The organism is Streptosporangium sp. CA-135522 (genome assembly GCF_050949235.1).
GTDB lineage: Bacteria > Actinomycetota > Actinomycetes > Streptosporangiales > Streptosporangiaceae > Streptosporangium.
Genome location: NZ_CP192026.1, coordinates 2,358,869 through 2,371,576 on the forward strand (window position 1 = coordinate 2,358,869; position 12,708 = coordinate 2,371,576).

Below are 12,708 nucleotides of genomic sequence, written 5' to 3' on the forward strand. Positions count from 1 at the left end.
CCGGCGCGGCGGTGTGAGGACCCCGGCGAGGGTTGGGGTCCTAGCACCGTCTAGTCGCGCGCGGAGTCGGTGGGAGGGGAGGCGTGAGCCCGGGAGACCATCCTCTCCTCGAAGGGATCGTGGTCGAAGGGATCGCCGCCGGGCGCCGGTCTGCGGTAGTGCCGTGAGATGAGACGTGCCGTCCCGACCGGGTCGTCGGCCGGATGGGTGGTCTCGCGGCCGTCCTCGCTCCACACGAAAAGGCCGCTTTTGCACCAAACCGTCAAATCGGTTTGTACCGAAAGCACGGACATCCCATTCCCATTGCTCTGGTAGGTGTGGGTGAATCCCTGACGGTGCAACGCGTAGCGCAGTAAACGCGTCGCCTCGCAGGGGTCGCGCCAGGGCAGGTATGGCGTGTCCGCGCGGACCGGCAGCACCGGCTTCCACCCCCTCGCTGACCTTTCGATGGATTTGTACCAACGATTGGATAATGCGGGTTGCGGGAGGTTGGGTCAAGGGGCTGTTCCCCGCTAGAACCAGATCGTCTAGTTTTGTTGGCACAAAGGGGACTAAATGGCACGGTCAACGCTGTATCAGTTGGTGGCCTCCGAACTTCGGAGGACCATCTACTCCGGTGCGCTCGGACCGGGGGATCAGCTGCCGACCGAAGCGGAACTCATGCTGGTGCACCAGGTCAGTCGCAACACCGTGCGACTCGCCCTCGGCGAGCTGGTCAACGAGGGCCTGGTCACCCGCACCCCGCGCCGGGGGACCGTGGTCAGGGAGCGCCGCCCGCTGCTCATCCATCCGCAGCGAGAGCTTCAGCCGCAGCCCCTGGAGACCAGGGAGGCCTTCGCCTGGGCGGTCTCCCAGGAGGGCCGCGAGCCCAGTCAGGAGATCGAGGTCTCGATCGTGCAGCCGGCCGAGGAGATCGCCAGCAGGCTGGAGCTGTCCGACGAGGGACTCGCCGTGGTCCGCCGCCGGCTGCGGTTCGTGGACGGCCAGCCGTACAACACCAACGACTCCTACTTCCCGCTGACGCTGGTCGCCGACTCCGAGATCGCCCGTCCCGGCGACATCATGCGCGGTGCCAACAGGGTGCTGGAAGAGCTCGGCCACGCCCAGGTCCGGGTGGTGGACGACATCTGGGCGCGAATGCCCACCAGTTCGGAGACCGAGCGGCTCCAGCTCCAGTCGGGAACACCGGTGGTGGTCTATGTCCGGGTCGGCTATGACGAGAGCGACGCCCCCGTGCGCGTCGCGGTGTCGGTGCTTCCCGCCGACAAGCACCTGATCAGATACGAGCTGGAAAGCCGTTGACCTCCTGGTGGCCGCCCTGACCGGGCGGCCCCGGTTCCGTCCCGGTCGCGGGCGGCCATCGGGCCGCGTCCGCCGGACGAAGAGGCGCGGGCCCCCGCCCCCGCCTACCTCGGATCCCTAGGCGTTCCGCCTAGCCAGGCATGGATACCGTGCGTCATCAGTTGGCCACTCTCCGTGTCCTCCCGCACACCTCGTGCAACGAAGGGATGAACCATGCACTCGTACACCGTCAGCCCCACCGTCACCAACCACCTCACGATGCGCAGGGCCACCGCCGACGACCTCCAGGGAGTGCTCGCGCTCCTGGCGGAGACGGCCGGCTGGCTGAACGGCCGCGGCGTGCGCCAGTGGCCTGTCGGGGGTTTCCCCGCCGAGCGCATCGCCCCGCTGATCGAGGAGGGAACCATGTACCTGCTGGACACCTCGGACGGACCCGCGGCCACCATCGCCCTGGACGGCCACGCCGACCCCGAGTTCTGGGCCGCCGACGACGATCCGGGGTCGGCGCTCTACGTCCACAAACTGTCCGTGGCCCGCGCCCACTCCGGCCGCGGACTGGGGGAGGCGCTGCTCGACTGGGCGGGCCTGCGGGTGCTGGCCGTGGGCCGGAGATGGCTCCGGCTTGACTGCTCCAAGGACAACGGGCGGTTGCAGGACTACTATCGGGGCCAGCGTTTCGCCCATCTCCGCACGGTCGATCTGCCGCACCGCGCCTCGGGTGCGCTGTTCCAACGGGCCGGAGGCCTGCGGGGCGGCGCCCCCGGCAGCGCGCTGCCCTTCGCGGACCGTCGTGGATCATCCGTGCGGCAGCATGTCTGAACCACGGCGATCCCAGGACAAAGTCATCCGATAGCCTCACCCCATGACCGGATCCTTGCTTGAGGTGATCGCGCTCGACGTACGCGATGCCGTCGCGGCGGAAGAAGGCGGCGCCGATCGTCTGGAGATCGTCGTCGACATGGCGGCGGACGGGCTCACCCCGGCGGCGGAGACGGTCGCGGCGATCTCCAAGGAGTGCGCGCTGCCGCAGATGGTGATGCTGCGCGGTGAGGCCTCGTTCCTGGCCACGCCCGAGTCGCTGGAGGGTCTGCGGCGCGATGCCAAGATCCTCGCCGAGGCGGGCGCGGCCGGGTTCGTGTTCGGCTTCCTCGACTCCGCCGGGGTGGTCGACCTGGCCGCCACCGAGGCGCTGATCCACGCTGTCGCCCCGCTGCCCTGGACCTTCCACCGGGCGGTCGACCACGCCGCCGACACCCAGGCGAGCTGGCGGGCCGTGCGCCTGCTGCCCAACCTCGCCACCGTGCTCACCTCGGGGGCGCCCGGCGGCGTGACCGACGGCCTGCGAACGCTCAAGAGCCGGTGTGAGGCCGGCGACGGCCCGCTGATCCTGGCGGGCGGCGGGCTCAGGCCGGGGCACGTCCCGGTGCTCCTGGAGTACGGCGTGCGGGCCTTCCACGTCGGCAGCGCCGTACGGGCCTCCTGGTCCGACCCGGTCGACGTGCGGCTGGTCCGCCAGTGGCGGGCGCTGATCGACTGACCCGCGGGAAGGCGCCTCGCGAAGCGCGGCGGGCCCGCGTGGTCACGCCTTCCCCAGGACCCGCGCGGTCACCGGCTCCGAAGGATTCACCCGGTCACGGGAACCGCAAGGGCTCGTGCGGTCACGCCTTCCCCAGGGCCAGGTCGGCGCGGCGGAGGGCGGCGGCCATCGTCTTGACCGTGGCGGGCTCGTCCAGCACGCCGCCGTCCGCCGTCCGCCGTTCCTCCCAGTCGCGCACCCGCCGGGCGTACTCGTGGTAATGCGCCAGGTGGAAGTGGTAGACCGCGATGTAGCGGCTGACCAGGTGCGAGGGATGCATGTCCCAGCCCTGGTAGAAGCCGTGGCTCAGGGAGTGCTCGACCAGCGCCGCGTGCCGCCGCCACAGGCCCCGCACGGCGTGCTCGTCGTCGGAGGCGGGAGAGGCGGCCAGCGAGCCGTCCGACAGCTCCACCCCGGTCCCGGCGAACGCCGTCTGCATGACGTGCCGGGCGTGGTCGCAGGCCGGGTGGTCCAGCCGCTGCTCGTGCGGGGGCAGCGAGCAGCTCGCCGTGTAGTCGAAGACGCCGAAGTGCGCCGCGGCCAGCCTGCCCCCGAGCGAGCGGGCCAGGTCGGAGTCGAGGAACAGCACCGTCTGGGGGGCCTCCACCTGCATCTCGAAGCGGAGCGTGCCCTCGGCCAGGCCGAGCCCTCGCTCCAGCGACTCCAGGCATCCGGCGAACTGGTCGAGGTAGTCCCTCATCAGGACCTTCGGGAAGGTGACCACGAATCCCTCGGGCAGGTGCCCCACCCGCTCGATCACGCCGGTCAGGAAACCGTCCAGCGTGCGGACGCTCCGGACCGGGTCGCCGTCGGCGAACGATTTCACCCTCAGCCCCCACCGGCGGGGGAGCGTCCCGTCGGCGTGCAGGGCCGCGACGGCCTGCGCGGCTCGCGCGACGTCGCCGTCCTCCTCTCCGGGACGCAGGCCGTAGCCGTCCTCGAAGTCCACCCGCAGGTCCTCGACCGGCTCTCCGGCGAGCTTCGCGGCGACCTTCTCGTGCACGGCCCGCACCGTCGGCGCGTGGTCCGTCCCGAGGAACCCGCTCAGCTCCTCGACCGGCATGTGCCGCTGGAAAAGGTCGAGCGCCGTGCTCTTCCACCGCGCCACCGTCCGGGCGTCGAACCGGTCGGCCGGGACGTAGACGGTGTGCACCGGCTGCCACCGCGTCGTCGTCGCCGGATATCTCGACGACTGTTCGCGGTAGGTCTCCTCGAAGCCCGGGATCAGAGCCTGCGGATCGGTGAGCGTGACGCGCATGGTGGTGTACTCCTCGTGAACGTGCCGCCGGCACCGCACCCTAGCGCCGGAGCGGGCGAGGGACCCAACGGCCCGGCTCACCCGTCCGGCTCACCCGTCCGGCTCACCGGCCGGAGGCGGCGAGCATGGCGTCGAGACCGAGGAGCTTGACGCGCTCCCCTCGGCCCAGGGTCCTGGCCAGGGCCGCCTCGGCCGCCTCGATGGCCAGCCAGTGACGGTAGGTGATGGGGGAGACGCCCCGGGAGGAGAGAAGGCCGTCCAGATCCGCGTGCCGTACCGGCTCGCGACCGGCGAGATCGGCCAGGAGGGTGCGGACCGTCTCGGCCGCGTCGGACTTGTTGGTGCCGATCACGCCGGTGGGGCCGCGTTTGAGCCAGCCCGCCACGTACTCGCGGTCACGCACCCGGCCGGCCTCGTTCGGCACGGTCATGGTGGCGTCGGAGAAGGGGACGCCGGGCAGCGGCACGCTCTGGTAGCCGACCGAACGCAGGACCATGCCCACCGGAAGGGTCTCGAACTCGCCGGTGCCCACGACACGGCCGTCCACCAGCCGGGTGCGTTCGAGTTTGAGCGCTTCCACCCGGTCCTCACCGAGGATCTCGACCGGGCGCATCCAGAACCGCACGTCCAGCCGCCGGGGGCGGCCCAGCGGGTCGCGGGCGGCCCAGCCCTGCAGCACCTCGACGTTCCCCCGGATCTGCCTGGAGGCCTCGGTGACGTCCGCCACCGCCTCCTCCGGCCGCACGCACACGTCCGCGTTGGTCAGCTCACCCAGCTCCCGCAGCTCCTTCAGCGTGAACTTGGCGTGCTCGGGCCCCCGCCGGCCGATCATGTGAATGGCCTTCACCTGGCTGCCTGCCAGCCGTGTCAGCACCTCGTCGGGCACGTCGGTGGCACGCAGCTCCTCGGCGCTCTTGGCGAGGACGCGCACCACGTCCACCGCCACGTTGCCCACGCCGATCACCGCGACCTCCGGGCTGTCGAGGACGAAGCGGTCGGCGGGCATGTCGGGGTGGCCGCAGTACCAGTTCACGAAGTCGGTGGCCGCCACGCTGCCCGGCAGATCCTCTCCGGGGATGCCCATCCGGCGGTCCACCATCGCACCGGTGCAGTAGACCACCGCGTCGTAGCAGTCCAGCAGGTCGGTGACGCCGACGTCCTTGCCGAGCTCCACACCGCCCAGGAAACGGACGTTCGGCAGCTCCAGGATCCGGCGCAGGTAGTCCGCGATCGACTTGATCGAGGTGTGGTCGGGGGCCACGCCGTAGCGCACCAGGCCGTAGGGGGTGGGCAGCCGCTCGATCACGTCCACCTCGACGGCCCCCGGGGCCTGCTTCATCAGTGCCTCGGCCGTGTAGATCCCGGCAGGTCCCGACCCGACAATCGCGACTCGCAGTGACACGTCGCCTCCTAGGCGATAGCTAACTGAACCGGATCCGTCGTGGTTCTCAAAAACGCCATAACCTGCAAAACAAGCAATACCCTGTCGAGCTTTCGGATGTAACGCCATGGCTACATTGCTTGGACAGCTCTCGCTCATACCTTCGGCGACCTTAAGGACCCGCAAAGTCTGCGGTTCGCCGCTGGACAGGCCGGAGGCGTGCTCGATCATTCGATCTTGACCCACAGACCGTCTGAGCGCTGCCTCCACCGGCCCTCGTTCAGCAGCGTGTCGAGATCCTTGAGGTAGGTCTCGATCTCCTCGACCGGCGCGGTCAGCGAGTAGAACAGATACAGCTCCGAATCGGCGGTTTATGGTCATGTCGGAACCGATCCGGACAACAGAAATTCCCCACCCGAGCTGGGGTGTTGCGACGACCGCTAGAACTTAAGAGCTGGACGAGGGCTCTTCGCCATGTCTGGACTCAGCTGGTGCGGTACTCCACCCACGCCCGGCCGGCCTCGGCAGCGCGGGCGCGTGAGGCGCGGATTCGTTCGGGGCCGTTACGGGCGACGAACTCGCGGAACAGCGACCACACGGCCGCGAGCCCGGTGACAGCGACCTCCGGTGCCGCTTTCCACGCGGGTAACTGATCGGCGAGCACCTCGGCCTGTTCGGGGGTGTGGCCGGCCAGGATCAGCCGCGGGATCAGCAGTGCGATCTCCACCCAGGCGGCGCCCTGGCAGGCGAGCCCCCAGTCGATGAGCCGCACCCCGGCCGGGCCGGCGAGGAGGTTGCCCTCATGGAAGTCAGCGTGCAGCAACGTGTCGCCGGCGAGTGCGTCCATGTCCAGGCCGGCACGGGCGGCCCGATAGGCGGGCAGGCTCGCCAGGTCGGAGGGCGGATCAGCCAGGAGCGCATCCGCGCGGCGGGTCAGGAACATCACGTTGTCGGCGACGGGCGGCACTTCGGCGGCCGGATTCGGGACGAGCAGTTCGCCCAGGACGCGGACAATGTCGACGACGTCGGCCACGTCCGGCGAGCCAGGAGAGAGGACGACAGGGCGCCGGACCTCGACGTGCTCGAACGCCAGCCAGACCCAGCCTGCGGTGTGCCCGCTCCACAGCATCCGCGGAGCGGGCACACCCTCAGGCAGAGCAACGCCAACGTGCTGCTCCCTCAGGTAGAGCGGCGCGGACGGCGACGCCGCGGGCAGAGCCTTGAGGAACACCGGCCCGCGGGTCGCGTCCAGGCGGACGGCGACGCCGGCGGTGAGACCGCCCGGCAGTGAGGTGGCGTGCTGGATCGTCCCGCACTCGACCTCGACTGCGTCGCGTACCTCGCCGGGGAGGTCGTCCCATCCGTATCCGGTCACGTCTCGCACCGTACGCCGATCAGGCGAGGACGCCGCTACGAGCGGCAAGGCCGCGCAGTTCGGGTGCCGTGCGTCCGGACACCAGCAGACCGGAGATGAGGGATTTCACTGCTGGGCGGGCATGTGTTTCCTCCGGGGCATGGTGTTCGGCGGTCAGGAGCGCGCGCACGCAGTCGTCGCGGCGGCCCAACTGGGCGAAAGCCGCGGCGATGTCGGTGTAATAGCGGGAGCGGCGCTCCACGCTGGGCAGGCTCTGCGGCGCGATCGCGCGGGCGGCGCTCAACGCCGCGGCGGGATCTCCCGCGGAGTTCTCCGCCGAGATGAGATGCAGTTGGACGGTGACCGGGCTGAATCCGCCTCCGTGGTCGCGCAGCAGGGTGGTCCCGCCGAGTTCGCCTGCGATGGCGGCTGCCTCGGCGGTGAGTTGCCGCATGCCTTTGCGGTCACCGCCGCGGGCGGCGGTGTAGGCCGCCGACTGGATCAGCAGGCCGCGCTCAGCGGTACCGGCCTGTCCAGCGCTGCGCAGACTGGGGTTGTCCGCGGCGGCCAGCGCGATCGACATCGCCTGATCGTTCCAGCCGGCCTTTCGCGCGAGTACGGCGAGCTGTCGCGCGGCCTCCGCTGTCGTGAGCACATCATCTCCGGCCTCGGCCAACTGGCGTGCGCGATCGGCGGCCATCCAGCCGAGCTGCTGCTCGTCGAGCTTGACGAGCATCCGAGTCGCCAGGACGTAGCTTTGCGCGAGGAGCGCATGATGATCCGTCCCGCTGCCGCTGAGTGTGTGCCCTGCGCGGATCAGCCGAGGCAAGCGCACGGCGAGGCTGCCGTAGCGGCAGGTGTGGAAGTCGGTGAGTGCGCGCGAGAGTTCCGCGGGCAGCTGCCCAGGTGGCGGGTCCGCTAAGTTGCCGCCCAAACCGAGCATGGCGTCTCGCAGGCCGGCGACGAGTATCTCACCGAGCAGTGCCTCATCCGCCTGGACAGCACCGCCTCCAAGGAATCGGGAACCGGCGGCTGCGGCGGCCGTGACCGCCAAGTTCGCCAGCAAATTCCGCCGCCGCATCGGACCTTCACCATCCTCCCGCTGGATCTTCCCCACCCTATGAGCGGGCAGGCAGGGATATGCGGTAGTTGGTACGGTCGCTTGACCGTGTCGCAGCTTCGGCTGGGGCGGGGCAAGGCCGAAAGCCCGATGCGGAATATTGAGCGCGGCAGCGAAGCACCGCAGCACGGTGATGTCGGTCATCGGCGAGATGCCCCGCTCGTAGCGAGAGACCTGGGCCGCGGAGTAGCCGGTGAGCCGGCCGAGCTGGGTCAGCGTCAGTCGTTGTGCCTGCCGGGCCTGACGTACGAGCTCTCCGGGAGCCGCGATTGCCTCGGGAGCCGGTTGTGCTCTGCCGATTGCGTCCATATCCGTCCCCGCCGGTAGCTGAGACTGCGCCCTCTCACCGTAGTCACGCTGCGACGCTCTGTCAGCGGATTTGCATCTGACGCAAACGTCTTTGCAGCACAGGGCAGCGCCCATCCCGTAGCCGGGCCGGATGCGATGGCCTAGGGACAGGCAACCCGCACCCAGCAGGCCGTTACCCCCGGTCACGTTCCTCAGGAGGTCCTGATGCAGCTGATCCCCAACTCGTGCACGGCCCCACCTGCACACGCCCAGCTCGCTCCCGACTACTACTTCCAACCCGACGGCCTCGGCTCCTACATCACGAGGCTGCTGCGGTCATGCTCGACGGTCTTCGACATCAAGGCGACCATGGCCGCAGATCTCGACCGCCTCTCCGTCGCGGGCCTTCACGCTGAGCCATGCGGCATCGTGGAGACCGGCGCCCTGCTCTGCGGTGAAGTCATCATCCAGGCCGGCGCGCGCATCGAGGCGGGTGCTCAAGTCATCGGCCCGGTGTTGATCTGCACCGGAGCGATCGTGGCCGCCGGTGCCCTGGTTCGCGACCACACCGTGATCGGCCCCGGCTGCCGGATCGGTTTCGGCGCGGAGATCACTCGCAGTCTGCTGACCGGCAGCGTTCTTATGAAACATCCCTCCTTCGTCGGCGACTCAGTGATCGGGCGGTGTGTCAACATCGGCGCCTTCTGCTCCACTACCGGGCTCCGGTGCGATCGTGGGCCGGTCGCCGAACCGGCGATCGAGGAAATCACCGTCACCATCGGAGGGCAGCGCATCGGCACCGGGCAGACGAAGTTCGGCGCCGTCATCGGCGATGAGGTCGCTCTGCCGGCCGGGACCGTGCTGTCGCCGGGCACGCTGATCGGCCCCGGTACGGTGATCTACCCGCGCGACCACATCGGCGGCTTCCTGCCCGCCGGCTCGCGGATGCGGTGACGGCCATGACCATCACCCCCACTCGCGCCGGCCTGGAGGCCGCTGTCGTGAAAGTCACCGGTGGGCGACCTCTGACCGGGCGCATCCCGGTGCAGGGCAGTAAGAACATCGCCCTGCACCTGTACGCCGCCACTCTGCTGGTCGATGCCCCAGTCGTCCTCGTCGGCGCCCCGGACATCCTCGACACCGGAGTGTGCGCGCAGATCCTGGCTTACACCGGGGTCCACGTCGCCGCTGACGGTGGCCGGTTCGCCGTGGCCCCGGCTGCGACCGTGTGCCCGGTCATCCACCCGGAGCTTGGCCGCCGGGTGCGGACGACCGTCGTCTTGGCGTCCGCGGTGCTGGCCCGCGCCGGCCAGGTCACCCTTCCCTACCCCGGCGGGGATGCCTTCTGCCCTCGTCTGATCGACCGGCACTTGGCGGCGATGGAGGCCGCCGGCGCCGAAGTCACCGCCGACGCCACCAGCATCCGCGCCCGATGCGGACCGGGCGGCGTACAGGCGTTCACCGTGGATGTGGCCACTCCGTACGGGCCGAGCCTGGGGGCGACAGTGACGGCTATGCTGCTGGCCGCCCGCGCCTCGGGTACCAGCCTGATCACGCATCCGTCGGTCGAGCCGGAGGTCACCGAGACCACTCGATTCCTGGCTGAGTGCGGCGTCGGAATCCACTTCGACGACCAAGGACTGCACGTCAGCGGCAGCGAGCGGATCGGCGGCGGTGACTTCACGGTGGCCGGGGACCGCATCGAGGCGGCCACCATGATCATGGCCGCTGCCGCCACCGGCGGCGGCGTCCACCTCGATGGAATCACCGCCGCTGCCTTCCCCGACGGCCTCACTGCAGCTCTGTCCGCGGCGGGCATCAGCCTCACCGACGACGGTGACGGCGGTGTCCACGCGACCCCGAACGGCCCCCTGCAAGGCATCGACGTGGCCACCGGCCCGCACCCGGCTCTGCCCACCGACACCGCACCACAGCTCGCGGCGATGCTCACCCAGGCCCAGGGACCTTCTCTGATCGCCGAGCGCGTGTACCCCTGCCGCGACACTCATATCAAGGGTCTGCGGGCCTTCGGTGCCGACATCTCCTCCACCGGCCAGGCCATCAGCCTGCGCGGACCCGCACACCTGCACGCCGCCACCGCGGCGGCCCAGGACATTCGCGCCGTGACCGCTTTGCTGATCGCCGCCCTAACCGCTGAGGGCACCTCTACCATCCGGGGGATGTACCACCTTCGGCGCGGCTACGGCCATCTACTGGCCAACCTCGCCACGCTGGGAGCCGACATCACCGCCACCTTGGAGGCCCCCTGATGCCCGCCGTACCGTTCACCGCCGATGACACCGCCCGCCTCCAGGAGACGTTGCAGGAGGTCGTCGCCGACGGCGCCACCCCCGGCGGCGTCGTCGTCTGCGGCACCGTTGACGGGCAGCGTCAGGTCCTCACCGCCGGCGTCATCGCTTCCGAGCTGGGCGATGCGGTCCCCACCGACGCCACGGTGTACGACGTCGCCTCATTGACGAAGGTCATCGCGACATGGCCCCTCGTCGGGCAGGCCGCGCAGGCCGGGCTGCTCGATGTGGACGCGCCCGTACGGGATGCTCTGCCGGTCATGAGCGGCGAAGCGCCGAGCGGTGAGGCGACCGTGCGTCAGCTCCTGGCCCACATTGCGGGGCTGCGGGCGGCGACCCGGTTGGACCATTACCGGGGGGCGGACGCGCCACTGCACGAGCTGCTGTGCCGTGAGCCGCTGGAGGAGGCGCCGGGCCGTCACCGCTACATCAACCGCGGCTACATCCTCCTGGGCCTGGCGCTCGCGCACGTCCACGGTCGGCCGCTGGACGTGCTCGCCGGCGAGCTGTGGCAGAGCATGGGGTTGAGGTCCATGGTGTACGGGCCGGTGGGTCGCGGCCCGCAGGTCGCACCGACCGAGCAGCGCATCCCCGGCGCGCCGCGCATCTGGGGCGCCGCGCACGACGACAACGCCGCGCTCATGGGTGGGGTGGCCGGGCACGCCGGCGTCTTCTCCACCCCGAGGGACCTGGCCGTGTACGCGCGGGAGCTGCTCGCCGCCTACGCCCACGGTGGCAGCCTGGGCGACTGGTTGCGAGTGAGCCTCGTTCCGCAAGCCGAAATCGAGCCGGGCCTGGGTCGTGGTCTGTCGTGGATCCTCACCGCCGGCGGCCACGTCGCCTACCATCACGGCTTCACCGGCACCAGTCTCTACCTCGCCCCGGACGCCGGTCGTTACCTGGTGATCTGCACCAACGCCCTCTACCACGGGCCCGCCCGCACCCGAATCGCACCCTTGCGGACCCTCGCGATGAAGACGATCTCCGCCACCCGGCGTCCGGAGGCACTCAATGGGTGAACTGCTGGCCGATCACACCACGCTGCGCCTCGGTGGCCCCGCAGCCCGGCTACTCACCCACACCGACCCCGTCGTCTGGCCCGATCTCACCCACGCCGTCTTACCGGACCATGCAGCACCGTTCGTCCTCGGCGGCGGCAGCAACACCCTGGCTGACGACGACGGATACCCCGGACCCGTCATCCGCATGGCGACCCGCGGCATCGCCGTACGCCCACTCGCTGACGACACTGTGGAAGTCACCGCCCAGGCCGGCGAACCACTAGCGGCCCTCGTCGCCTTCGCCGTCAGCGAGGGCCTGTCCGGAACCGAATACCTCACCGGGATCCCCGGCACCGTCGGTGCCGCCCCAGTGCAGAACACCGGCGCCTACGGCCAGCAGATATCCGACACCCTCACCCGCCTGACCGTCTACGACTGGACCCGCCGGCAGCGCGTCACATTCCATCCCGCAGCCTGCTGCTTCGGTTACCGCACCAGCATCTTCAAGGCCTACCCGGGCCGATGGACGATCCTTGAGACCGTGCTGCGCCTGACCCGCAGCGCGTGCGCCGCCCCGGTCACCTACCAATACCTCGCCCACGCGCTCGACATCCCCCTCGGCGCCCGACCCCCGCTTGCCGAGGCGGCTCAGGGCGTCCTGACCGACCGCTGCCGGCGCGGCCTGACCCTCCCGGGCAGCGGTCCGGACGCCCGCCAGGCGGGGTCGGTCTTCCTCAACCCGCCCATCACCACGGCTCAAGCCGATGTGGTTCGCGCGGCGGGCGGCGCGGTTCACCGCGATGACTACGGCGTTCTGCGAGCCAGTGCCGGATGGCTGCTCCAATCCGTCGGGCACCATCCTGGCAGCCGGCTCGCATCGGGGGTGTTCTGCTCGACTCTCCGGACCCTCACCCTCACTGTCCACGACGGCGCCACCGCGGCGTCCTTCAACGCAGTCCTGCGAAGCCTGGCCCGTGATGTCTTCGACGTGACCGGTATCCGGCTACTCCCGGAGCCTGTGAGGCTTGCCGCTGCGTAGATCTGTTGTATTTCTCGGTCCCGCCTCCTCTCGCGGGAGGCGGGACCGGACTGTCAGCCGTCGGTGAGCCGTTCGGCCTC

12 protein-coding genes are annotated in these 12,708 nt (G+C 70.1%); 7 read left to right on the forward strand and 5 right to left on the reverse strand.

Annotated elements, in window-relative coordinates; genetic code table 11:
* Positions 1-50: 50 nt before the first annotated feature.
* Complete coding sequence (locus ACQPYK_RS11270) at positions 51-236, reverse strand: hypothetical protein (protein WP_433253892.1); 186 nt, start codon at positions 234-236, stop codon at positions 51-53.
* Between the two features lie 319 nt (positions 237-555).
* Here ACQPYK_RS11270 and ACQPYK_RS11275 point away from each other — a divergent pair, with 319 nt between their 5' ends.
* The 3 genes from ACQPYK_RS11275 to ACQPYK_RS11285 all read left to right on the forward strand — a co-directional run bounded on the left by ACQPYK_RS11275 (position 556) and on the right by ACQPYK_RS11285 (position 2,839).
* Positions 556-1,302, forward strand: coding sequence for a GntR family transcriptional regulator (locus tag ACQPYK_RS11275; protein WP_433253894.1), 747 nt, complete (start codon positions 556-558; stop codon positions 1,300-1,302).
* 213 nt (positions 1,303-1,515) lie between these two features.
* On the forward strand, positions 1,516-2,121 hold the full coding sequence (locus ACQPYK_RS11280) for a GNAT family N-acetyltransferase (RefSeq protein ID WP_433253896.1): 606 nt from the start codon (positions 1,516-1,518) through the stop codon (positions 2,119-2,121).
* 43 nt (positions 2,122-2,164) lie between these two features.
* The gene (locus tag ACQPYK_RS11285) at positions 2,165-2,839 is read left to right on the forward strand and encodes a copper homeostasis protein CutC (RefSeq protein ID WP_433253898.1); all 675 of its coding nucleotides are present in this window, start codon (positions 2,165-2,167) and stop codon (positions 2,837-2,839) included.
* Positions 2,840-2,960: 121 nt separating this feature from the next.
* On the opposite strand, the gene ACQPYK_RS11290 is transcribed toward ACQPYK_RS11285, so the two are convergent.
* The 4 genes from ACQPYK_RS11290 to ACQPYK_RS11305 all read right to left on the reverse strand — a co-directional run bounded on the left by ACQPYK_RS11290 (position 2,961) and on the right by ACQPYK_RS11305 (position 8,414).
* Positions 2,961-4,136 (reverse strand): DUF6986 family protein, encoded by a 1,176-nt coding sequence (locus tag ACQPYK_RS11290; protein ID WP_433253900.1) that lies wholly within the window; start codon positions 4,134-4,136, stop codon positions 2,961-2,963.
* 103 nt (positions 4,137-4,239) lie between these two features.
* Positions 4,240-5,538, reverse strand: a complete 1,299-nt coding sequence (locus ACQPYK_RS11295; protein WP_433253902.1) for an FAD-dependent oxidoreductase — start codon at positions 5,536-5,538, stop codon at positions 4,240-4,242.
* A 463-nt stretch (positions 5,539-6,001) separates the two neighbouring features.
* Positions 6,002-6,892 carry a phosphotransferase family protein gene (locus ACQPYK_RS11300; protein WP_433253904.1) on the reverse strand — a complete coding sequence of 297 codons (891 nt, stop codon included), beginning with the start codon at positions 6,890-6,892 and terminating at the stop codon, positions 6,002-6,004.
* Between the two features lie 19 nt (positions 6,893-6,911).
* Positions 6,912-8,414 carry a helix-turn-helix domain-containing protein gene (locus ACQPYK_RS11305; protein ID WP_433258764.1) on the reverse strand — a complete coding sequence of 501 codons (1,503 nt, stop codon included), beginning with the start codon at positions 8,412-8,414 and terminating at the stop codon, positions 6,912-6,914.
* Positions 8,415-8,504: 90 nt separating this feature from the next.
* Here ACQPYK_RS11305 and ACQPYK_RS11310 point away from each other — a divergent pair, with 90 nt between their 5' ends.
* From ACQPYK_RS11310 to ACQPYK_RS11325, 4 genes are read left to right on the forward strand one after another with little or no spacing between them, the layout of a single operon-like run.
* Positions 8,505-9,233: a hypothetical protein gene (locus ACQPYK_RS11310; protein ID WP_433253906.1), complete on the forward strand. Its 729-nt coding sequence runs from the start codon at positions 8,505-8,507 to the stop codon at positions 9,231-9,233.
* A 5-nt stretch (positions 9,234-9,238) separates the two neighbouring features.
* Complete coding sequence (locus tag ACQPYK_RS11315) at positions 9,239-10,549, forward strand: UDP-N-acetylglucosamine 1-carboxyvinyltransferase (RefSeq protein WP_433253908.1); 1,311 nt, start codon at positions 9,239-9,241, stop codon at positions 10,547-10,549.
* Positions 10,549-11,607, forward strand: a complete 1,059-nt coding sequence (locus ACQPYK_RS11320) for a serine hydrolase domain-containing protein (protein WP_433253910.1) — start codon at positions 10,549-10,551, stop codon at positions 11,605-11,607. The genes ACQPYK_RS11315 and ACQPYK_RS11320 overlap by 1 nt, the downstream gene beginning before the upstream one ends.
* A complete protein-coding gene (locus tag ACQPYK_RS11325) occupies positions 11,600-12,628 on the forward strand; it encodes a UDP-N-acetylmuramate dehydrogenase (protein ID WP_433253912.1) in 1,029 nt (342 codons plus the stop codon). The genes ACQPYK_RS11320 and ACQPYK_RS11325 overlap by 8 nt, the downstream gene beginning before the upstream one ends.
* Positions 12,629-12,708 lie beyond the last annotated feature (80 nt).

Bases quoted from the DNA above. Each gene is read 5' to 3' on its own strand.
- ACQPYK_RS11275 (WP_433253894.1), top strand. From the start codon at position 556: ATGGCACGGTCAACGCTGTATCAGTTGGTGGCCTCCGAACTTCGGAGG.
- ACQPYK_RS11280 (WP_433253896.1), top strand. From the start codon at position 1,516: ATGCACTCGTACACCGTCAGCCCCACCGTCACCAACCACCTCACGATG.
- ACQPYK_RS11285 (WP_433253898.1), top strand. From the start codon at position 2,165: ATGACCGGATCCTTGCTTGAGGTGATCGCGCTCGACGTACGCGATGCC.
- ACQPYK_RS11290 (WP_433253900.1), bottom strand. From the start codon at position 4,136: ATGCGCGTCACGCTCACCGATCCGCAGGCTCTGATCCCGGGCTTCGAG.
- ACQPYK_RS11305 (WP_433258764.1), bottom strand. From the start codon at position 8,414: ATGGGCGCTGCCCTGTGCTGCAAAGACGTTTGCGTCAGATGCAAATCC.
- ACQPYK_RS11310 (WP_433253906.1), top strand. From the start codon at position 8,505: ATGCAGCTGATCCCCAACTCGTGCACGGCCCCACCTGCACACGCCCAG.
- ACQPYK_RS11315 (WP_433253908.1), top strand. From the start codon at position 9,239: ATGACCATCACCCCCACTCGCGCCGGCCTGGAGGCCGCTGTCGTGAAA.
- ACQPYK_RS11320 (WP_433253910.1), top strand. From the start codon at position 10,549: ATGCCCGCCGTACCGTTCACCGCCGATGACACCGCCCGCCTCCAGGAG.
- ACQPYK_RS11325 (WP_433253912.1), top strand. From the start codon at position 11,600: ATGGGTGAACTGCTGGCCGATCACACCACGCTGCGCCTCGGTGGCCCC.